Origin of the sequence: Actinomadura madurae, from assembly GCF_047130825.1 — a bacterium.
Lineage (GTDB): Bacteria > Actinomycetota > Actinomycetes > Streptosporangiales > Streptosporangiaceae > Spirillospora > Spirillospora madurae.
In genome coordinates this window covers 333,266-354,737 of sequence record NZ_CP083237.1, presented here as the reverse complement: position 1 = coordinate 354,737, position 21,472 = coordinate 333,266, and the positions used below count along the sequence as shown (strand labels likewise).

The window sequence follows — 21,472 nt, the reverse complement described above, 5'->3', positions numbered from 1 at the left end:
CGGCCACGCGCCGCCGTGCCCGCGTCACCAGCGCGAACCGCCGAGGTCCCGGGAGACCGCGCGGGCCGCGTCCCGCACGAACGCGACGAGCCGCGGCTCGGGAACGCGGCGGGAGTCGCAGATCCGCTCGACCGCGCCGGAGATCCCGATGGCCCCGACGACGAGCCCTCCGTACCCGCGGATCGGCGCGGCGATGCCGGCCTCGCCGATCGACAGCTCCTCGGTCTCGGCGGCCCAGCCGTTCTCCCGGACCCGGGTGGCGGCCCGTGCGAGTTCCCGCGGATCGGTGATGGTCCGCCGGCAGTAGGACTCCAGGACGGTATCGCGGATGGACGCGGCGGCGTTGGCGTCGTGCGCGAGGAGCGTCTTGCCGAGCGCGGTGGCGTGCAGCGGCAGCAGCGACCCGACGTCCATCGCCTGGAGCGTGTCGTCCGGCCGGAAGACGTGGTGGACGACCAGGACCTTCCCGTCCAGCAGCGTCCCGATGCGCACGGCCTCGCCGCTGCGCGAGGCGAGGGCGTCAGCCCAGTTGATGGCGCGGGACCGCAGCTCGTTGACGTCGAGGTAGCTGGTGCCGAGATGCAGCAGGGCGGCGCCGAGCTGGTACTTGCCGGTGCCGTCGTCCTGTTCCACGAACCCCACGCGTTCCAGGGTGCGCAGGATGCCGTGCGCGGTGCCCCGGGCGAGGCCCAGCGACGTGGCGATCTCGCCGACCCCGAGCCGGCCCGAACTGGCGGCGAGCAGGCGCAGGATCGCCGCGGCCCGCTCGATCGATTGCACAGGTCCGGGCATGAATTCGATGGTAGTTCGCCCGGCGAGGTGCCGACAATGTCGACGGCCGCCGCGATCACCGTCCTATGCGCCCCGAACTGCCCGGATTCTGTGATCTGGTGCACATGGGGGAGGGTAACGGGCGCCAGGCCACGGCGAAAGTGTTCGACATTGTCGGCAGCCTCCCGTTGTAAGGCGGTTCCTCCCGGCTTAGCGTCCAGTCCAGCCTCACGGGGCTCGCGTCCACCCCACCTGCCGAGGAGTGCCCATGGCGGAACGACCCAGAATCCCCACCCTGGCCGGTGAGCTCGCCGCCGAGTTCGCCGGCACCATGATCCTCATCCTGTTCGGCGTCGGCGTCGTCGCCCAGGTCGCCGCCGCCGAGATCGGCGACCACGACAGCATCGCCTGGGCCTGGGGCCTCGGCGTCACGCTCGGCGTCTACGTCGCGGCGCGGATCAGCGGCGCCCACATCAACCCGGCCGTCACCATCGCCCTCGCCGCGTTCCGCGAGTTCGCCTGGCGCAAGACGGCGCCCTACATCGCGGCGCAGACCGCGGGGGCGTTCGTCGCGGCGCTGCTCGTCCGCTGGAACTACAGCGAGGTGCTGGCCAAGGTCGACCCCGGCCACACCATCAAGACCCAGGGCGTCTTCTCCACCCTGCCCGGCAACGGGACGCTCCCGGTCGGCACCTGGGGCGCGTTCCGCGACCAGATCATCGGCACCGCCATCCTGCTCTTCGTGATCAAGGCGCTCACCGACGTGCGCAACTCCCCGCCGCTGGCCAACCTCGCCCCCTTCCTGATCGGGCTGCTGGTGGTCGGGATCGGCATGGCGTGGGGCACCGACGCCGGGTACGCGATCAACCCGGCCCGCGACTTCGGCCCGCGGCTCGCCTCCTTCCTCACCGGCTACGGGGGCGCGTGGCGGGACCAGTACGGCGATCTCTACTTCTGGGTGCCGATCATCGGCCCGATCATCGGCGGCGTGCTGGGGGTCGGCCTCTACAAGCTGCTCATCGGGCGCTTCCTGCCGAGCGAGGACGAGAGCACCGAGCAGCCCCCCACGAAGCCCGAGCCGCAGTACGAGACGGCGTGAACCGGCCCGTCCCGCCCGCCACGACCACTCCAGGAGGCCGTACGCATGGCTGACTTCGTCGGCGCCCTCGACCAGGGCACGACCAGCACCCGTTTCATGATCTTCGACCACGGCGGCAACGAGGTCGCCCGCCACCAGCTCGAGCACGAGCAGATCCTGCCGCAGGCCGGCTGGGTCGAGCACAACCCGACCGAGATCTGGGAGCGCACCCGCGCCGTCATCCAGTCGACGCTGAACAAGGCGAACCTGAGCCACACCGACCTCGCGGCGTTCGGCATCACCAACCAGCGCGAGACGACCGTGGTGTGGAACCGGCGCACCGGCCGCCCGTACTACAACGCGATCGTCTGGCAGGACACCCGCACCGACCGCATCGCCTCCGCCCTCGAACGCGACGAGAAGGGCGACGTCATCCGCCGCAAGGCCGGCCTCCCGCCGGCCACGTACTTCTCCGGCGGCAAGATCCAGTGGATCCTGGAGAACGTCGACGGGGTCCGCGAGGCCGCCGAGAACGGCGACGCGATCTTCGGCAACACCGACTCGTGGATCCTGTGGAACCTGACCGGCGGGACGGACGGCGGCGTGCACGTCACCGACCCGACCAACGCCAGCCGCACGATGCTCATGGACCTGGAGACGCTGGGCTGGGACGACGAGCTGCTGTCGTTCTTCGGCATCCCGCGGTCGATGCTGCCGGAGATCAAACCGTCCTCGGCACCGGACGCCTACGGGGTCACCCGCGCGGACGGCCCGCTCGGCGGCGAGATCCCGCTCACCGCCGCGCTCGGCGACCAGCAGGCCGCCACGGTCGGGCAGGTGTGCTTCGCGCCGGGCGAGGCCAAGAACACCTACGGCACCGGCAACTTCCTGCTGCTCAACACCGGCAACGAGCTCGTCCGGTCGAAGAACGGCCTGCTGACGACGGTCTGCTACCAGTTCGGCTCCGAGAAGCCGGTGTACGCGCTGGAAGGGTCGATCGCGGTGACCGGGTCGGCCGTGCAGTGGCTGCGCGACCAGCTCGGCATCATCTCCGGCGCGTCCGAAAGCGAGGCGCTGGCCCGGCAGGTGGACGACAACGGCGGCGTGTACTTCGTCCCGGCGTTCTCGGGGCTGTTCGCCCCGTACTGGCGGTCGGACGCGCGCGGCGCGATCGTCGGGCTGTCGCGGTTCAACACCAACGCGCACCTGGCCCGCGCCACCCTGGAGTCGATCTGCTACCAGTCCCGCGACGTCGTCGAGGCGATGCGCGAGGACTCCGGCGTCGCCCTCGACACGCTGAGGGTGGACGGCGGCATCACGGCCAACGAGCTGTGCATGCAGATGCAGGCCGACATCCTGGGCGTCCCGGTGTCGCGGCCCGTCGTCGCCGAGACCACCGCGCTCGGCGCCGCCTACGCCGCCGGCCTCGCCGTCGGATTCTGGAACAACACCGACGAGCTCCGCCAGAACTGGAACGAGGACAAACGCTGGCAGCCCACCTGGGACGACGACCAGCGCCAGACCGGCTACGCCGGCTGGAAGAAGGCCGTCGACCGCACCCTCGACTGGGTGGATCTGGACTGACGGCACCTGGCCGCGGCCGGTCGTCGTCCGGATGGCCATCCGGACGACGACCCGCCGCAACCCGGCCATCGCACACTTGAACCGATCTTCTTCGGGAGCATGCAGTGACATCCGTAGCCCTCGGCCCGCAGTACCGCGAGGACACGCTGCGCGACCTCGCCGACACCGAGTTCGACGTCCTGGTCGTCGGCGGCGGCATCGTCGGCGCCGGCGCGGCCCTGGACGCCATCTCGCGGGGCCTGTCGGTCGCGCTGGTGGAGGCGCGGGACTGGGCGGCGGGCACGTCCGGCCGGTCCAGCAAGCTGATCCACGGCGGGCTCCGCTACCTCGAACAGCGCGACTTCGGGCTGGTCCGGGAGGCGCTGCGGGAGCGCGGCCTGCTGCTGCACCGGCTCGCGCCGCACCTGGTGCGCCCCGTCCAGTTCCTGTACCCGCTGCGCAACCGGGTCTGGGAACGGGCGTACGTGAGCGCCGGCGTCACCCTCTACGACACGATGGGCGGGGCCCGCTCGCTGCCCCGGCACCGCCAGCTCACGCGGCGCGGCGCCCTGCGGGAGGCCCCGGCGCTGCGGTCGGACGCGCTGGTCGGCGCCGTCCAGTACTACGACGCGCAGGTGGACGACGCCCGCTACACGATGATGGTCGCCCGGACCGCCGCGCAGTACGGCGCGAGCGTCGCCACCCGGGCCGAGGTCACCGGCTTCCTCCGCGAGGGCGAGCGGGTCACCGGCGCCCGCGTCCTGGACCTGGAGGGCAACCGGGAGATCGACGTGCGGGCCCGGAGCGTGGTGTGCGCGACCGGCGTGTGGACGGACGGCGCGCAGGCGATGACCGGGTCCCGGCCCGCGTTCGGCGTCCAGGCGTCCAAGGGCGTCCACCTCGTGGTCCCGCGCGACCGGATCCCCATGGACACCGGCCTGATCACCCGGACGTCCAAGAGCGTGCTGTTCATCATCCCCTGGGGGCGGCACTGGCTCGTCGGCACCACCGACACTCCGCACGAGGACGGGCCGGACGGGCCGGTCGCCGAGCACACCGACATCGGCTACCTCCTCGACCAGGCGAACGCCGTGCTGCGGACCCCGCTGACGCACGACGACATCGAGGGCGTGTACGCCGGGCTGCGGCCGCTGCTGTCCGGCGAGATGGACGACACCACCCGGCTGTCGCGCGAGCACGCCGTCGCCGAACCGGTGCCGGGCCTCGTCGTCGTCACCGGCGGGAAGTTCACCACCTACCGGGTGATGGCGCGGGACGCGGTGGACGTCGTGGCCGAGCGGCTGGACGACTCGGTCCCCGCGTCGGTGACCGGACGGCTCCCGATCCTCGGCGCGACCGGGTTCGAGGTGCTGTGGAACGAGCGGCGCCGGCTCGCGGGCGAGTCCGGCCTGCACGTCGCGCGGGTCGAGCACCTCCTGCGGCGGTACGGGGCGTGCGCCCGCGACGTCCTGCGGCTGGTCGCGGACAGCTCCGCGCTCGGCGCCCCGATCCCCGGCGCCGAGGACTACCTGTGCGCCGAGGCCGTCTACGCGGTGACGCACGAGGGCGCGCTGCGCCTGGAGGACGTCCTGGCGCGGCGGCTGCGCGTCTCGATCGAGGAGTGGGACGGCGGCGTCGCCGCGGCGTCCCGCGTCGCGGAGCTGATCGCGCCGGTGCTCGGCTGGAGCGACGAGGACGTCGCCGACGAGATCAAGCGGTACGTCCTGTGGATCGCGTCGGAGCGGCGCGGCGGACCGGTCACCGAGGAGGCGCCGGTCACCGCCGCCTAGGCGAACGCGGCGGTCATCGCGGTCACCCCGCCCGGGGCCTCGATGGACAGCTCTCCCTCCGGGGAGCCGGCCGCCACGAACGGCTGCCGCGCGTAGACGGGCCTGCGGGCACGGAACGACAGCTCGTTCACCTTCAGGCCCGCCCGGCGCGGCAGTTCCAGGCAGAGGATCGCGAGCAGCGGCCCGTGGACGACGAGCCCGCCGTGCCCTTCCACGCCGGTCGCGTACGTCTCGTCGTAGTGGATGCGGTGGGCGTTGTAGGTGAGCGCGCTGAACCGGAACAGCATGACCGGGTCGGCGGTCATGCTCAGCGTCCATGGAGCCCGAGCCTCGGGCGCCTCGAAGGACACCGCCGGCGGGCGGGACGCCGCGTCACCGCTGCGGTAGACGAGATCCTGCTCCTCGACCGCGATCTCGGTCCCGTCCCGGAGGAAGGTGTGCCGGACGGTCACGAACAGCATCTCGCCGCTGCGGCCCTGCTTCACCGCTGTCGAGACGAGCTCGGACCGTCGCGTCACGGTTTCCCCGACGCGCATCGGCTCGTGGATTCTGAACCGTCCGCCGGCGAACATGCGCCGTCGCTCGGGGATCGGCGGAAGGAAGCGTCCCTCGCGCGGATGCCCGTCCGGCCCCAGGTCCCGCTGCGCGGGCCGTTCCAGGAAGTGCAGCCACTGCCACAGCGGCGGCAGCCCCTCCCCCGGCGGCTCCGCATCGAGCACGCCCGCCAGCGCCACCGAGGGCCCGGCGTCGATGACCTCGCTCATCTCCTGCGGCTCCGGAGCCCATCCCGCGATATCGATCACGGCCCCATCGTCGCAGGCGTCATCCGAACGCGTTGACCCCGGTCGGCTCGGCCGACAGCTCCCACGGCCGACGGGCCTCGGCGGGATCGGTCGCGGAGGACGCACCCCGGCGCGCGGCAGGTCATGGGGGTCGTCGGAGCGCACCTCGGATCAAACGGACTCCGTGCTGACCGGGCAGTGGGTGCCCTGGTAGATGGTGGGGACGCAGCGGTTGCAGTGGATGCACAGGGAGGGGGTGGACGGGTCGGCGGCGATGCGGTTCACGAGGTCGGGTTCGCGCAGCAGGGCGCGGGCCATGGCGACGAACTGGAACCCCTCCGCCATCGCGAGGTCCATCGACGCGCGGTCGGTGATGCCGCCCAGCAGGATCAGCGGGAGGTCGAGCTCGGCCCGGAACCGGCGGGCGTGCTCCAGCAGGTAGGCGTCCTTGTAGGGGTAGGCGCGCAGGAACCTCTTGCCGAACACGCGCATGCCGACGCGCATCGGCAGCTTGTAGCTCGCCGCGAACTCCGGGATCGGCATCTCGCCGCGGAACAGGTACATCGGGTTGAGCAGTGAGCTGCCCGCGGTCAGTTCGAGCGCGTCGACGGTGCCGTCCTCCTGGAGCCTCCGGGCGACGTACAGGCTGTCGTCGATCTCCAGGCCGCCGCGGACGCCGTCCCGCATGTTGAGCTTGCCGGTGATCGCGATCCGGTCGCCGACCTCGTCGCGGACCGCGCGGGCGATGCCCAGCGCGACCTTGGCGCGGTTCTCGATCGGGCCGCCGAACCCGTCCTTGCGCCGGTTGAGCCGGGGGCTGAGGAACGCGCTGGCCAGGTAGTTGTGCCCGAAGTGGATCTCGACGGCGTCGAAGCCGGACTCGATCGCCAGCCGGGCCGCCGCCGCGTGCGCGCGGGTGACGCGCTCGATGTCCGCGGCGGTGGCGACCTTGGTGAAGGCCATGCCGAGCGGGTTGAAGAACCGTCCGGCCGAGATGGCGGGCAGCCTGGTCGAGCTGGAATCGGCGACGGGCCCGGCATGGCCGATCTGCGCGGACGCGGCGGCGCCCTCGGCGTGGACGGCGTCGGTGAGGCGCCGCAGCCCCGGGACGGCGTCGGGCCGCATCCAGATCTGGCCCCGCTCGGTCCGTCCCTCGGGCGCGACCGCGCAGTACGCGACGGTCGTCATGCCCACTCCCCCGGCGGCGGGCCGCCGGTGGTACTCGATCAGGTCGTCGGTGACCAGGGACAGCGGCGCCATCCCTTCGAACGTGGCCGCCTTGATCACGCGGTTGCGCAGGGTCAGCGGCCCGAGCCGGGCCGGTTCGAAGACGTCCATGGTCAGAGGCGTTCGAGGATGGTGACGTTGGCCTGACCGCCGCCTTCGCACATGGTCTGGAGGCCGTAGCGGCCGCCGGTGCGGTCCAGCTCGTGGAGCAGGGTGGTCATGAGGCGGGCGCCGGTGGCGCCGAGGGGGTGGCCGAGGGCGATGGCGCCGCCGTTGGGGTTGGTGATCGCCGGATCGGCGCCGGTCTCCTTCAGCCAGGCGAGCACGACGGACGCGAACGCCTCGTTGATCTCGACGGCGTCGATGTCGCCGATGGTCATCCCGGTCTTCTTCAGCGCGTGCGCCGTGGCGGGGATCGGCGCCGACAGCATCCTGATCGGGTCCTCGCCGCGCGCGGAGACGTGGTGGATGCGGGCACGCGGGGTGAGGCCGTGGTCCCTGACCGCTCGCTCGGACGCGATGAGCAGCGCGGCGGCGCCGTCGGAGATCTGGGACGAGACGGCGGCGGTGAGGCGTCCGCCGTCCACGAGGGTCTTCAGCCCGGCCATCTTCTCCGGGGACGTGTCGCGGCGCGGCCCCTCGTCGGTGGTGACGCCCTCGTAGGGGACGATCTCGCGTTCGAAGCGGCCCTCGTCGATCGCGCGGATGGCGCGCCGGTGCGACTCGTAGGCGAACGCCTCCATCTCCTCACGCGAGATGTCCCAGTCGCGGGCGATCATCTCGGCGCCGTGGAACTGCGACACCTCCGCGTCGCCGTACCGGCGCGTCCAGCCCTTGGAGCCGGCGAACGGGCCCTCGGTGAAGCCGAGCGGCGCGGCGGCCGTCATCGCCGACCCGATCGGGATCTGCGACATGTTCTGCACGCCGCCCGCCACGACCAGGTCCGACGTCCCGGACAGGACGGCCTGCGCGGCGAAGTGCACGGCCTGCTGCGAGGAGCCGCACTGCCGGTCGACGGTGACGCCGGGGACCTCCTCGGGCAGCCCGGCGGCGAGCCAGCAGGTGCGGGCGATGTCGCCGGCCTGCGGGCCGAGGGTGTCGACGCAGCCGAAGACGACGTCCTCGACGGCGGACGGGTCGGCCTTCGTGCGGTCCATGAGGGCGGTCAGCACGTGCGCGCCCAGGTCCGCGGGGTGCGCGCCGGCGAGCCCGCCGTTGCGGCGCCCGACGGGGGCGCGGACCGCGTCGACGATGTATGCCTCGGCCATCGGGGGTCTCCTTCGTACAGGGGCCTAGCTCGCCTGGATGCCTTCGAGGAACATGGCGAGGTACTGCTTGGCGATGTCGTCGGCGGACAGCCGGCCGCCGCGCTGGTACCAGTTGGCCGCGACCCACACGGTGTCGCGGATGAAGCGGTAGACGAGGCTCCGGTCGAGGTCGGCGCGGAACACGCCCTCCTTGACGCCCCGGTCCAGCAGCGTCAGCCACATCTCCTCGAACCGGCGCTGGGAGTCGAGGAGGTAGCGGAACCGCTCGCTCGTCGCCAGGTGCTTGGACTCGTTCTGGTAGAGCACGACGGCCGGGCGGTGCTTGTCGATGGAGCGGAACGACTCGACGACGATGGCCGCCAGCGTGTCGCGCGCGTTGAGCCCGGCGTCCAGGACGCGGTCGTAGGCGGCCCACATGTCGTCCAGGAAGGTCGACAGGATCTCGTCGGCCATCGACTCCTTGGAGTCGAAGTGGTAGTAGAGGCTGCCGCCGAGGATGCCGGCGGCGTCGGCGACCTGCCGGACGGTGGTGGCGGAGTAGCCCTGGGAGGCGAACACCTCGGCGGCCGTGGCGAGCAGCTCGGCCCGCCGCCCCGCGCGGGCGGCGGCGGTGCCTTCGGCGTCGCGCCGTCGTGGACTCATCGTCGTGGTTCCTATGGGTGCTGGGAGGAGACGGAGACCACCTCGCCGGTCATGTACGACGAGTAGTCGCTGGCCAGGAAGACGATAACGTTGGCCACCTCCCAGGGCTCGGCGTAGCGGCCGAACGCCTCCCGGCGCGTCAGCTCGTCCAGCAGCTCCTCCGAGGTCACCTTGACCAGGTGCGGGTGCATCGCGAGGGACGGTGACACGGCGTTGATCCGGACGCCGAAGTCCGCGGCCTCCAGCGCGGAGCAGCGGGTGAGCGCCATGACCCCGGCCTTCGCGGCGGCGTAGTGCGACTGGCCCTTCTGCGCCCGCCATCCGATCACCGACGCGTTGTTGACGATGACGCCCGACCCCTGGCCCCGCATGAGGCGCAGGGCGGCGCGGGTGCAGCGCATGGTGCCGTTGAGGGTGATGTCGAGGACGCGTCCCCACTGCTCGTCGGTCATGTCGACGAGGTCGGCGGTCCCGCCGAGGCCCGCGTTGTTGACGGCGACGTCGATGCGCCCGAACCGCTCCATGGCCAGGTCGTACAGGGCCCGGACCTGCTCCTCGGACGTGACGTCGCAGGGCAGCGCGGCGACCCGGCCGTCGCCGAACTCCTTCTCCAGCTCCCGCGCGGACGCGGCGAGCCGCCGCTCGTGCGCGTCGGAGATCAGGACGCGGGCGCCCTCCTCCAGGCAGCGGCGGGCGGCGGCGCCGCCGATCCCGGCCCCGGCCGCCGCGGTGATCACGACGGCGCGGTCCTTGAGCAGGCCGTGCGCGGGGACGTAGGGGGGCGGTGTCATCCGCGGGCCTCTCTGCTCGCACTCTGCTCACGGGGCAGGCCGAGGACGCGCTCGGCGATGATGTTGCGCTGGATCTCGTTCGACCCGGCATAGATCGTGTCGGAGCGGGAGAACAGGAACAGCCGCTGCCAGTCGTTCAGGTTGTACGGCTCCCCGTCGGCGACCATGCCCGCGGCACCGAGGACGTCCATCGCGAGCTCGCCCAGCTCCCGGTGCCAGGTGCCCCAGACGAGCTTGGAGATGGACGACTCGGGGCCGGGGGCGCCCGCGGCGACGCCCGCCATGGTGCGCACCGCGTTCAGCCGCATGATCTCCAGCCCCATATAGGCCCTGGTCAGCCGGTCGCGCAGCAGCGGATCCTTGACGGCCCCGGTGCGCCGGGCCAGCTCCGCGACGCCCTCGAACTCGCGCCGGAACCCGACCTGCTGGCCGAGGGTCGCGACGCCGCGCTCGAACCCGAGCGTCGCCATCGCGATCTTCCAGCCCTCGCCGGGCGCGCCGACGATGTTGTCGGCATCGGTCCGGGCCCCGTCGAAGAAGACCTCGTTGAACTCGGAGGTGCCGGTGAGCTGCACGATCGGCCGGATGTCGACGCCGTCCCGCTTCATGGGGACGAGCAGGTACGACAGCCCCCGGTGGCGGGACGACCCCGGCTCGGTGCGGCAGACGGCGAAGCACCAGTCGGCTTCGAGGGCCAGGGACGTCCACACCTTCTGCCCGTTGATCAGCCAGTGGTCGCCGGCGAGCTCGGCGCGGGTCTGGACGTTGGCGAGGTCCGACCCGGCGTCCGGCTCCGAGTAGCCCTGGCACCACAGCTCCTCCACCGCCACGATCGGCGGGAGGAAGCGGGCGCGCTGCGCGTCGGTGCCGAAGGCGATGATCGTGGGGCCGAGCAGGTTCTCGCCGATGTGGTTGACCCGGGCCGGGCCGCCGGCCAGCGCGTACTCCTCGTGGAAGATCACCTGCTGCTCGACGGTGGCGCCGCGCCCGCCGTGCTCCTCGGGCCAGCCGACGCACGTCCAGCCGGCCGCGGCCATGTGCCGCTCCCAGGCCAGCCGCTCCTCGAAGGCCTCGTGCTCGCGGCCGGGCCCGCCGAGCCCGCGGGCGTGCGCGAACTCGCCCGCCAGGTTGCCGCGCAGCCAGTCGCGGACCTCCGCCCGGAAGGCCCGGTCCGCCGGGGACTCGTTCTGCTCCACGCGGCGAACTCTACCAAACAGTTGTTAGAAAGAATCTCCCCCCAGGGCGGGCTCCGCCTCCGGGGCCGGGACGCGGCGGGGCACCGCCCGTCCCGGCGCGGGCGCCTCGGCGGCCTCCTGCGCTGGGACGGGCTCCGGCGCGGTCTCCGGTCCGGCGGCCGGAAGCTCGCGGTGGAGCAGGTCGAACAGGCGGTCCCAGCGGGCGAGGACGGCGTCCGGACGGAACCGCATGACCGACGCGCGGGCCTCGGTCCCGAGCGCGCGGCGCAGCTCCGGATCCCGGATGAGGCGGTCGAGCGCGGCGGCGAACGCGGGGACGTCGCCCGGCCTGGCCAGCAGGCCGTCCCGCTCGTCCTCGATCAGGGTCCGGACGCCCGGAGCGCAGTCGAACGCGACCGTGGGCAGTCCGTAGGCCATCGCCTCCAGGACCGACATCGGGAGGCCCTCCGCCCGGGACGGCAGCGCGAGCACCGACGCCTCGACCATCGCCTCCTCGACGTCCGGCACCACCCCCCGGAACTCCACGGATCCGGACAGCCCGGCGGCCGCCGCCCGCGCGCGCAGCTCCGCCTCGTCCGGGCCGTCCCCGTAGATGTGCAGCCGCCAGCCCGGATGGCGCGCCGAGACCCGCTCCCACACCTCCAGCAGCAGATCCACGCCCTTCTCATAGGAGAGGCGCCCCACGCAGGCGACGACGGGCAGGTCGAGCGTGGGGTACACGTCCGGTGTCACGCGCAGCGGGTTGGGGATGTGGTCCACGTTGGTCATGCCGTCCCGGGCCCAGGCGTCGGCGTCCTCGGCGGTGAGCACCAGCATCCGGTCGGCGGCGGGGTAGTGCTCTTTGACCCGCCGGTACCGCGAGGACCTCCGGGTGGCCTGGTACGACTCATGGCTCATGGCCACGACGCGCAGCCCGGACGTGTCGGCCAGCCGCACCCACTCCATCGCCCACACCTGCGCCGCGATGACCACCGCCCCCGGCCGCGCGGCGGCGAACAGCTCCGACAGGCGCGCCGCGCCGCGGCGCTGGGCGGCCGACCGCCGCGCCTCCCGGACCCGGGCCGCCAGGTTGAGGCGATCTCGCGGCGTCCCCGGACGCCACGCGAGCACGGGCGAGCGCCAATCCCCGTGCAGCACCTCGACTGCGTAGGACCCGTCGCGGCCGTGGTGGTACGGCTCGCGCCCGCGGGTGATCCCGACGAGGGTGACGCGGTCGCCGCGCAGGGCCAGCAGCCGCGCCATGTGGTGCGCCCAGCGCTGGAGGCCGCCCATGTCGTCGGCGTTGTTGCACACGATGAAGACGTCACGCGGTGCGGTCATGGCGGTCCCCCCTGTAGCCCGGCCGTGCCGCCGGGAAGTAACGGTCCGCCACCGTCCGGGCGGCGGTGCCGCGGTCGTGCTCGCCGAAGCGCGCGGCGAACGCGCGGCGCCGCCCGGCGTGCACGGCCTCCGCCGTGTCCAGCCCGGCGAGCGCGGCGACGAGCTCGTCCTCCGTGCGGGTGATCGGCCCGGGCGCGTGCCGCTCCAGGTCGAAGTAGCCGCCGGCGCGGTCCCGCCCGCCGGGGAGGTGCAGGACGATCGGCCGGTCCAGCAGCGCGAAGTCGAACATGATCGAGGAGTGGTCGGTGATCAGCGCGTCCGCGATCAGCAGGAGCGGGGTGACGTCGGGCACGTCGCCGACGTCCCGCATGACAGAGCGGGCGCCCGGCGGGACGTTGGCCCGGCACAGGTAGTGCGGCCGGACGAGCAGGACGTACCGCTCGCCCAGCTCCCGGGCGAACGCGTCCGGGTCGACGGGCGGGTCCAGCAGCCGGACGGGACGTCCCCGCGGCCCGGTGGCGAACGTCGGCGCGTACAGGACGGCGCGGCGTCCGCCGTCCAGGCCGAGCGCGTCGCGCAGGGCGGCCACCTCCGCGGCCAGCTCCGGATCGTCGTCCAGACCGTTGACCAGCGGGTCGTTGCGCGGGTACCCGGCCGGGAGCAGCTCGGAGCGGACGCCGAGACCGTTGCAGAGCGTCCTGACGTCGTGCTCGGACCGCACGAGGAAGCAGTCGTAGCGCTCCACCATCCGCCGCAGTCGTGCCCGCTCCGCGGCGGGCCCGCCCTTGATGCGCGGCTGGTCCAGGCCCATGAGCTTGAACGCCGACCCGTGCCAGGTCTGGATGTAGGTGGTCTCCGGGCGCTTGCGGAGCCCGTCCGGGAAGCCCTGGTTGTCGACCCAGAACCGGGCCCGCGCGAGTGCCAGGAAGTACGCCCATGATCCGCGCTTGACGAGCCGGGCATCGTCCGGGAACCCCTTCGGCGACGACGCGTACGACCACACGGCGGTCACCGGGCGACCGGATCTGCGCAGCTCCCGGTGGATGTACTTGGGATTGTCCGAGTAGTGCCGGCCGAGGTGGCTCTCGAAGACCGCGAGGCCCGTCTTGACGGGCAGCCGGCTCAGCACCCGGTTGAACACGGCGATCTTGGTCTTCCGGGCGGTCAGCGTCCGCCGCACGCTGCGCCCCAGCCGCCGGCCGCGGCCCCACGACAGCCGTCCCGCCGGGGACCGGGCGGCGCGGCGCGCGGCCGCGCCGGCGAGCCGCGCCCACGGGCTCCCCGTCTCCAGGGCGAACGCCAGGTGGCCTCCCCCGGTGACGTAGGGGCGGAGCCGGTCGGCGGCGAACCTCGTCAACCGCGGCTTGACGGGCAGCGCGACCCCGCCGAGGGACGGCGATCCGCGGCCCGCGCCGAGGCGGGTGACCACCTCCTCGCCGTCCACCCGCAGGCGCAGCCGCACGTCCCACACCGGGTCGATGATCCCGATCGGCCGGATCCGCCGGTCCGGGGCGAACTCGGCCCGCCAGGCGAGCCGGTCGCCCTCGTGCCGGATCGACGCGCGGACCCGTCCCCGCGGCGCCCGGCGGCGCCGGTCGCGGAACTCCAGCGAGCCGGCCAGCTCTGCGTCCGGCGGGATCCGGCCCAGCGGGTTGAGCACGTGCCCGGCCATGAGGGCGCGCCCGCCGCGCATCTCCAGCCGCGTGAGGGTGTTCGCCGGGCGGAGGTCCTTGAGGGGACGCACGTGGAACCCGAACCCGGTGACGTCCAGGATGCGGCGGCCGAGCGCGCCGTGCGGCCGGCCCGCGCCCCAGAAGACCCGCCCGTCCCGTTCGACGAGCCGGGCGCGGAGCTCCGGCCGCTTGCCGGGGTCGTACTCGGCGGCGGCGAGCGCCCCCGCGTGATCGCCCTCCCGGACCAGGTAGGCGGCGATCGCGGGCAGCGGGTTGGCCTCCTCGAAGACCCTCGGGTCCATCTCGTCCAGGTAAGCGGCCGCCAGGTCGAGGAAGTCCGCCCGGTGGCGGGGGTCGCGGTCGCGCAGCTCGCGCAGGTAGAGCACGAGGTCGTGGTTGACGAACTTGACGTCCTTGGCCCGCTGCAGCTCGTCGGCGCCGCGCAGCGCGAACAGCATGTCGATGCGCCGGTGGATCTCCAGCCGGTCGGCGAAGTTGGCCAGCTCGGCGCGCCGGTTGGAGATCGACGGCGCGGGCACCCTCTCCCGGACCAGCCACTGGTAGACGCGGTGCGGGATGAGCGCGGTCCGTCCCGCCGCCAGGTAGGCCTCGGCGGTGAACAGCAGGTCCTCGTAGTGCAGGCGCTCGACGAACCGCAGGCCGTGCTCCTCCAGGAACCCCCGCCGGTACGCCTTGTTGGTCGAGAGGGTGTCGTAGAGGAGATTCGGGTTGTCGCCCAGCGATTCGTAGACGGCGCTGCGCTGGTAAAGCCAGGGGTACCAGGGGCGGACGCGCCCCTTGGCGCCCGCGGGCAGGTCGAGGAAGATCCGGTCGCAGAGGCCGGAGACGATGTCGGCGCCGGTGTCCTCGGCGGCGGCGAGCAGGTTGAGGCAGGCGTGCCGGTCCAGCAGGTCGTCGCTGTCGAGGAACATCAGGTACCGTCCCGCCGACGCCTCGACGCCGCGGTTGCGGGGACGGCCGCAGCCGCCCGAGTTGGACGGCAGGTGGACGGCTCGCACCCGTCCCGGATGGGCCGCGGCGAGCCGGTCGGCGGCCTCCGCCGTCCCGTCGGTGCTCCCGTCGTCGACGATGACCGTCTCGACGGCGCCGAGCGACTGCGCCAGCGCCGAGGCCACCGCGTGCGGGAGCCTCTCCGCGTCGTTGTAGGCGATCACCACCACACTGACATCCGGGCGCACCCGCATGGGCATCCCCCTTCACCGACTGCCGTGTGCCTGTGATTCCTTTCCAGGAACGCCACAGTGAGGTCCAAGGGAGATCAAAGGCTGTCAATGCGTCGTATTACCCGACGGAACGCCCGAAGGCGCCCGGTGGAGACCGGGCGCCTTCGGCGATGTCGCGTGGGGGTCAGGCGGCGTAGTCGGGGTAGCCGTAGCCCACGATCTGGGACTTCTGGCGCACCTTCTCCTGCACCGCGTTCCCGGTGTTGCCTTCGACGGTCTTGACGGTGCCGTCGCCGTTGTCCTTCACGACGAGGCCGACGTGGTCGATACCGCCGATCCTGCCACCGGAGCCCTTGTCCCAGTCGAAGAAGACGACCGCGCCGGGCTTGGCCTTGTGGCCCCACCGGCCGGTGTCCTTGAACCAGGTGGCGTGCTTGACGGTGTAGGCGTCCCAGCCCATGTTCTGGACTCCGGTCTGGGCGCCGAGCCAGGACACGAACATGTCGCACCACTGGGCGCCGTTGTAGGCCTTGACCGAGAAGCCGCCGTCACGCTGGGCGGTGGCCTTGGCGTGCGGGGTCGACACGTACCACTTGTGGAACTTGGTCTGGCCGCCCTTGCCCTCGTCGATGCCGACCTGGCTCTTCGCCAGCTTGATCACCTCGGCGGGCTTGACCGCGTGCGGCGGGACCTTCCAGCCCTCGCGGCGCGCCTCGGCGGCCGACATGGTCGTGCCCTTCGCCTGGCCGGACTCGGCGGACACGGCGCCCTTCTTGGCGGACGCCGCCTGGGCGGCGGTCTCGGCGACCGCGCTGCCGTCCGCGAGGGGGGCGGCGACGCCGAGCCCGATGGCGCCGGCGAGGACCGCGCCGACGGCGACGCCGACGGCCTTGTCCTCGGGCGTGAAACGCTTGAGGGAAAGTCGATCGAAACGACCGGTCATGCAGGGAATCTCCTTGTCTTCCATGACGCCTACCGGGTTAGCTGACGGATTCGGGCATGGAAGCAGCCCTACGGCGCGCCTCTCGGGCACGCCGATTCACCCCTGGAACCTGGGTCCCCGGCTCCGTTCCGGTCGGTCTCGACCGGGACGGACTCGGCCTTGCACCGCGGCAGCGGTGCTCATTTCTCGGATGTATCTCTGACTGATCTTGATGTGGGGGCGCGCGTCCTGTGGCGCGCATCGCGTGCGGTTTCCGCTCCGCGATCCTCGGCCGCCTCGACGACCGGCGGCAACGCATGGGCTGCGCTGCTTGATTCGGATAGAAGGTACCAACCTGGCCAAGAAAAGCAAACCAGGCACAAAGCAGCGTCTTGCCTGCTCAAAGCCCTTCCAAGGGAGTACCAACACCGTCATGTAGGCGCGTGTTCCCGATCTTTATCGGACTGCCTCCCAGCCCTTTGCCAGAAGGGCTTACCGCGCCCTCGCAAAAGGTAAAGGAACCCCGGGACGATCTTTAGGGCGCATGGTCATCCGGCCCTCACCGACCGTCATCGCCCCCCAGCGCCCGCCCGAGTGAGGCATAAGTCACATTAGGTGATCATCGCAGGTCGGCCGGGCCGCCGCTCACTCCACGTACAGGGCGAAGAGCGTGGTGTCGTCCGCCGCCCGGTCGTGCTCCATCCGCGCCAGCACCTCGTCCAGCACGCGAGCGGGCTGCGTCGAGGACTCCCGCAGGATCCCGGTGAGGCGGACGATGCGCTCGTCCAGGTCCGCGTCCCTGCGCTCCACCAGCCCGTCGGTGTAGAGGAAGAGCAGGTCACCCGAGTGGAGCCCGGTCTTGATCGTGGTGTATTCCCAGCCGGGCATGGCCCCGAGCATCGGATCGCGGACGACCTCCAGGGGCATCGCCTGGCCGTCCCGGACAAGGATCGGCGGCGGATGCCCCGCGCAGGTCCACTCCAGGACCCGCCGCGAGGGGTCGAAATGGGCCACGATCGCGGTGCCGGTCGCGGGCGGGTCCATGTTGCCGACGAGCTCGTTCAGCCAGCCCACCAGCCGTCCCGCGGCCTCCCCGGTGCAGGCGAGGCCCAGGAGGCCGTTCCGGGTCCGCGCCATCGCCGCCGCCGCGGGCAGCCCGTGCCCGGCCGCGTCGCCGATCGCGAACATCCCCCGCCCGTCCTGCTGCGTGCGGGTCGCGAACCAGTCCCCGCCGATCCGCGCGGTGCTCTCCGCGGCCAGGCTGCGCAGCCCGGTGACCAGGCCGGGAAGCTGCTCCACCTCGTCCTCGTCGGGCAGGATCGCGCGGCGCAGCGTCACCGCCACCCGCCGCTCCTGCGCCGTCCGCGCCTGCTGCCGCAGCATCTGCCGCCGGGTCTCGGCCAGCGCCCGCTCGACCCCGCGCCGCCGGGTGATGTCCTGCGACACGATGTTGATCGAGATCGGCAGCCCCGACTCCCCGAGCACCGGCTCGGCGAACACCCACAGGTGCCGCGGCGTCCCGTCCTGGCCGATCACGCGGTGCTCGGCCTCCACCGGCTCGCGCCGCGAGAACATCGTCTGGACGGCCTCCTCCACCAGCGGGAGGTCGTCGTCCGCCACCACCTTCGGCAGGTCGTGCGGCATCGGCGGCACCTCGTCCGGCGCGAGGCCGTAGTTGGCCAGCATCTGCGGCGTCCAGTCCGCCTCGCCGGTGGCCAGGTCCCACTCGCCGAACCCGATCAGGGCGAGCCGCTCGACCCGCTCCAGCCGCCGCACGACCCGGTCCTCGGCGAAGTGGAACCGCCAGGTCACGCAGACGCCCGTCGGCACGTGGACGCACCGCGCACTCGTCCGGGACGAGCGCGACAGGCCGCGCTGCGCCGTGGTGTGCAGGAAAGAGGAACGTTCCAAGCTCTGCCCGGACTCCAGCACGTCGACGTACTCGTCGAAGAGGCCGCCGAGCGCCGCCCCCGGGTCCGTCTGCAGCAGCCGCCGCCCGGTCAGCTCCTCCGGGCCGCGCCCGAACATGTCCCGGGCGACGCTGTTGAGGGAGGCGTACAGGAAGTCCACCACGTTGCCGTCCGGCCCCCGCACCGGCACCAGATGAGCGGCCGAATCGAGCGCCCCGTCGAGCACCGCCCCGGCCACCGGGTCGTCCGGCAGCGCCGCGAGGATCTCCGCGTCCCCCGCGGTGTCCTCGGCGGTCACCCGGCGCAGGACGTCCTCGGCGTCCGACAGCAGGGCCTGGCGCTCCGCCGTGCCGCCCTCGGCCCGCGGCGGGCGCCGCCCGGCCGGCACCGCGCCCACCGGACCGCCGCCGCCGTCCTTGACCAGCAGCGCCGCCGCCTCGGAGAGCTCGATGTCCAGGTCGCGGGCGAGCCAGATCAGGTGCTGCAGGGCCTCCCCCGGCGGGACGCCCAGGCGCCGCGCCAGCACGACCCGCGCCTCCGCCAGCACCGCGCGGTCGTGCGCGGCGCCCCGCAGGTCCTCCAGGTCCGCAACGTGCACCCCGGGCTGGGTGCCATCCGCTTCCGCCAACCCTGCCCCCCGTTCGGCATCACTTGCCCTGGGAGAAAAAAGCTACATACGCCAGCGAAGGACTAATCGCCCAAATCCGGGTAAACAATCCAGATCTTTGCCCGGGTTTTCCCTTCGGCTCCGTCCGCTGACCATCCGCGAACGCAACCGTCAGGCCGCCCGGTGGACCTGCCTCGTCAGCGTCGTGATCCGCGCCGCCGCCGTGCGGAACGACGAGCCCGCCGGATGCAGCGTCAACACCACCACGACCTTGTCCCCCACCAGGCCGGTCGTATGCAGCACGGGCCGCCCGAGCCCGAGATCGGGCCGCCACGCCGCCGGCCGCGTCCCCCTCCGGCACGGCTCGGCCGGCACCTCCCCGAACCCGGACCACCCCTGCTTGACCGCCCACGGCCGCTCCAGTGCCCGCGGAATCCCGAACGTCTGGTCGAAACCGTCCGTCCCGCACGGCGTCGCCTTCCGCAACTGCTCCAGCACGAACTCCCGATGCGCCGCCGGCGCCTCCTCCAGCAGGTACCGGTACGTCTTCACGACGTCCCGCGCACTGAGCGCCGTATACCCCCAGAACCCGGGCTTCTCCGCGGGCGGCGGCGCGGTGTCGGCCAGCCCGACCTCCCGCACCATCCGCTCGATGATCTCCGCCTGCCCGCCCCGCCGCCAGAACTCCGTGGCCGCCCCGTCATCACTGGACCGCAGCATCGGCACGAGCAACGCCCGATCCGCCGCCGACATCCGATGCCGCCGCAGGTAGTCGAGCGCGATGAGGATCTTCACCACCGACGCCGACCGGTACGTCTGCGCGGCCCGCCGCTCCAGCACGACCCGCCCGGCCCGCCGGTCGAACACCATGTACGACGCCCGCACCCCCGCCGGCACCCGCACGACCGGCGCCTTCGACGGCCGGGCCTTCGACCTCGTCGGCTCCGGACTCCCGCTCACCGGCCGAGCCCCTCCACCGCACCCGCACACCAGCCCGAGGCAGACCACCCCGGCCAGCACCGCCCGCAAAGCCACCATCCGGCCTGCCTATCAGAGATCCCGGCCCCCGTATCTCAGTACGCAAGACCCCGCGGACTGCGCTACAGTAATCACGCCTGCTCCGCCAGGCACCGGGACGTAGCGCAGTTTGGCAGCGCACTTGACTGGGGGTCAAGGGGTCGTGGGTTCAAATCCCGCCGTCCCGACAGAACACCAAGCCCTGTCGACCAAGGAGTTTGCCGAGGTCAGCAGGGCTTTTGTGTTTCCGATCATCCTCGCCAGCAAGATCTAGACGACCCGCAGCCGGGGACCATCCGGGGACCTACGGGCACCCAGATGGACACTCAGCGCCTCCCCCGCCGCAGCTATCGAAGCGGCATCGAGATGCAAGTAACGCTGGGTCGTACTGAGCGATCCATGCCCGGCGATCTTCCGGAGGACATGCACCGGGACACCCGCATCAGCCAGCCACGTCAGGCCGGTATGGCGCAGGTCATGGCGCCGGAGATACTCGTATCCGAGCCGGGTCACCACCTCGTCCCAGTGGGTCGCGTCCCGCAATACCGCCGTGGTGATGCGGCCACCCCGAGGGCCGGTGAACAGTCGAGCGGCAGGCTTACCGCTGAGAGCGTCCAAGCGCCGGGCGACCATGGGTCGGATTTCCTCGATCAGCGGCACGGGCCGGGCCCGCTTGCCCTTGGTTCCCTTGTCGACCAGGCCGCCAGGGCCGGGCGTGGTCTGCCGGCGAACCCTCCAAGTCCAGGTATCCCGATCAATGTCGCTGACACGCACCCCGGAAACTTCCCCGATGCGAGCAGCCGTGCAGGCAGCGAAGATGACGACCTCGCCCCATCCTTCGTAGCGGTCGGAGGACCGCTCGACGAGGGCGGCCGCCAACTCGACGAGCGAGGCCCAGTCAGGAAGCGCCAACGCGCGAGGGTCATCAAGCTCGTCTTCGGCCTGCTTGTACTGCTGTTGCCAGCCGGTCACACGCGCGGGGTTATGAGTGATGATGCCGTCCCGTACTGCCTGTTCCATGATCCGCACAAGGATGGCCAGGCTGTTCTTGACGGTTGATCGTCCGCATTCATCCGAGATCCAGGCGTGAACGGTCCGGTCGACAGCACCATTGGTGATCATGCGCACGGAAAGATGCCCGAGGGACGGGACCACTCGGCGACGCCAGCCCGCCAAGTACGGATCAAGGGTCTTGCTCTCCAGGCCCCGCGTCGCCAGCGTCATCACGCTCTCGCCGTACTCGGCGAGGGTCATCGTGAACGTAGCCGGGTCGATTCCGCCCGCGCGCCTTTCTGAATTTCCTCGATCCAGGCTTGCGCCTGTTCCTCCGTTTCTACCGACTCAGACACCGAGCGTCGGCGCCGTGTCGAGGGGTCGACCCAGCGAACTCGTGCGCGGTATGGCCGAGGTCGTCCGGCCCGGTACTCGATGTCGGCAGACAATGAGACGCCGACCGGGATCTGTTCGCGCTGAATCATCGGGCCCGCTCCTGTGGGTCGATCCGGCGACTCAGCAGCCAGCGTTGCACGTCCATGGCGCTGTATCGGGTGACCGCACCCGATAGCCGGACGAACGGAGGCCCCTGGACGGGCTCCGCAGTGCGCCAGCGTCGCAGCGTCGAGGGATCAACACCGATGATCTCAGCGAGTTCCTCAGTGGTGTACCAGCCTCCGAGCAGCAGCCCGGCAGCGTCCTGACGTTCGAGGGTCTTTGTCATCACGTTCCTTCCAA

Annotated in this window: 17 protein-coding genes, 1 tRNA gene and 1 riboswitch; of the genes, 4 read left to right on the top strand and 14 right to left on the bottom strand. The window is 72.1% G+C overall.

Going from position 1 to position 21,472, the window contains the following annotated elements; translation table 11 throughout:
- Window positions 1-24: 24 nt before the first annotated feature.
- Window positions 25-792, bottom strand: a complete 768-nt coding sequence (locus tag K8Z49_RS01600) for an IclR family transcriptional regulator (RefSeq protein WP_024936373.1) — start codon at window positions 790-792, stop codon at window positions 25-27.
- 247 nt (window positions 793-1,039) lie between these two features.
- Between K8Z49_RS01600 and K8Z49_RS01595 the strand changes: the two genes are divergently transcribed.
- The 3 genes from K8Z49_RS01595 (at window position 1,040) to K8Z49_RS01585 (ending at window position 5,202) form a co-directional block, all read left to right on the top strand.
- Window positions 1,040-1,870, top strand: coding sequence for an MIP/aquaporin family protein (locus tag K8Z49_RS01595; protein ID WP_021595882.1), 831 nt, complete (start codon window positions 1,040-1,042; stop codon window positions 1,868-1,870).
- A gap of 45 nt (window positions 1,871-1,915) precedes the next feature.
- Window positions 1,916-3,433, top strand: coding sequence for a glycerol kinase GlpK (gene glpK / locus K8Z49_RS01590; protein ID WP_024936374.1), 1,518 nt, complete (start codon window positions 1,916-1,918; stop codon window positions 3,431-3,433).
- 104 nt (window positions 3,434-3,537) lie between these two features.
- Window positions 3,538-5,202: a glycerol-3-phosphate dehydrogenase/oxidase gene (locus tag K8Z49_RS01585; protein ID WP_021598123.1), complete on the top strand. Its 1,665-nt coding sequence runs from the start codon at window positions 3,538-3,540 to the stop codon at window positions 5,200-5,202.
- On the opposite strand, the gene K8Z49_RS01580 is transcribed toward K8Z49_RS01585, so the two are convergent.
- From K8Z49_RS01580 to K8Z49_RS01530, 11 genes are all read right to left on the bottom strand, one after another.
- Window positions 5,199-6,005, bottom strand: coding sequence for an FAS1-like dehydratase domain-containing protein (locus tag K8Z49_RS01580; RefSeq protein WP_083598327.1), 807 nt, complete (start codon window positions 6,003-6,005; stop codon window positions 5,199-5,201). The two genes, K8Z49_RS01585 and K8Z49_RS01580, sit on opposite strands and share 4 nt — an antisense overlap.
- 150 nt (window positions 6,006-6,155) lie before the next feature.
- A complete protein-coding gene (locus K8Z49_RS01575) occupies window positions 6,156-7,322 on the bottom strand; it encodes an NADH:flavin oxidoreductase (RefSeq protein ID WP_021598125.1) in 1,167 nt (388 codons plus the stop codon).
- A gap of 2 nt (window positions 7,323-7,324) precedes the next feature.
- On the bottom strand, window positions 7,325-8,479 hold the full coding sequence (locus tag K8Z49_RS01570) for an acetyl-CoA C-acetyltransferase (protein ID WP_021598126.1): 1,155 nt from the start codon (window positions 8,477-8,479) through the stop codon (window positions 7,325-7,327).
- Window positions 8,480-8,503: 24 nt separating this feature from the next.
- Window positions 8,504-9,121: a TetR/AcrR family transcriptional regulator gene (locus K8Z49_RS01565; protein WP_021598127.1), complete on the bottom strand. Its 618-nt coding sequence runs from the start codon at window positions 9,119-9,121 to the stop codon at window positions 8,504-8,506.
- Between the two features lie 11 nt (window positions 9,122-9,132).
- On the bottom strand, window positions 9,133-9,912 hold the full coding sequence (locus tag K8Z49_RS01560) for an SDR family oxidoreductase (protein ID WP_021598128.1): 780 nt from the start codon (window positions 9,910-9,912) through the stop codon (window positions 9,133-9,135).
- Window positions 9,909-11,108, bottom strand: coding sequence for an acyl-CoA dehydrogenase family protein (locus tag K8Z49_RS01555; RefSeq protein WP_024936375.1), 1,200 nt, complete (start codon window positions 11,106-11,108; stop codon window positions 9,909-9,911). The genes K8Z49_RS01560 and K8Z49_RS01555 overlap by 4 nt, the downstream gene beginning before the upstream one ends.
- A gap of 24 nt (window positions 11,109-11,132) precedes the next feature.
- On the bottom strand, window positions 11,133-12,428 hold the full coding sequence (locus K8Z49_RS01550) for a glycosyltransferase (protein WP_412517463.1): 1,296 nt from the start codon (window positions 12,426-12,428) through the stop codon (window positions 11,133-11,135).
- The gene (locus K8Z49_RS01545; RefSeq protein WP_075023792.1) at window positions 12,412-15,306 is read right to left on the bottom strand and encodes a bifunctional glycosyltransferase/CDP-glycerol:glycerophosphate glycerophosphotransferase; all 2,895 of its coding nucleotides are present in this window, start codon (window positions 15,304-15,306) and stop codon (window positions 12,412-12,414) included. The genes K8Z49_RS01550 and K8Z49_RS01545 overlap by 17 nt, the downstream gene beginning before the upstream one ends.
- A gap of 163 nt (window positions 15,307-15,469) precedes the next feature.
- Window positions 15,470-16,228, bottom strand: coding sequence for a CHAP domain-containing protein (locus tag K8Z49_RS01540; protein WP_075023695.1), 759 nt, complete (start codon window positions 16,226-16,228; stop codon window positions 15,470-15,472).
- An 11-nt stretch (window positions 16,229-16,239) separates the two neighbouring features.
- Window positions 16,240-16,382, bottom strand: a riboswitch (cyclic di-AMP (ydaO/yuaA leader).
- A gap of 470 nt (window positions 16,383-16,852) precedes the next feature.
- Complete coding sequence (locus K8Z49_RS01535) at window positions 16,853-18,715, bottom strand: PP2C family protein-serine/threonine phosphatase (protein WP_021594580.1); 1,863 nt, start codon at window positions 18,713-18,715, stop codon at window positions 16,853-16,855.
- Between the two features lie 180 nt (window positions 18,716-18,895).
- On the bottom strand, window positions 18,896-19,684 hold the full coding sequence (locus K8Z49_RS01530) for a hypothetical protein (protein ID WP_021594581.1): 789 nt from the start codon (window positions 19,682-19,684) through the stop codon (window positions 18,896-18,898).
- Between the two features lie 171 nt (window positions 19,685-19,855).
- On the opposite strand from K8Z49_RS01530, the gene K8Z49_RS01525 reads away from it, so the two are divergent.
- A tRNA-Pro gene (locus K8Z49_RS01525) sits at window positions 19,856-19,929 on the top strand.
- 82 nt (window positions 19,930-20,011) lie between these two features.
- On the opposite strand, the gene K8Z49_RS01520 is transcribed toward K8Z49_RS01525, so the two are convergent.
- Window positions 20,012-20,995, bottom strand: coding sequence for a tyrosine-type recombinase/integrase (locus tag K8Z49_RS01520; protein ID WP_412517462.1), 984 nt, complete (start codon window positions 20,993-20,995; stop codon window positions 20,012-20,014).
- A 220-nt stretch (window positions 20,996-21,215) separates the two neighbouring features.
- Window positions 21,216-21,458 (bottom strand): helix-turn-helix transcriptional regulator, encoded by a 243-nt coding sequence (locus K8Z49_RS01515; protein WP_412517461.1) that lies wholly within the window; start codon window positions 21,456-21,458, stop codon window positions 21,216-21,218.
- Between the last annotated feature and the right edge of the window lie 14 nt (window positions 21,459-21,472).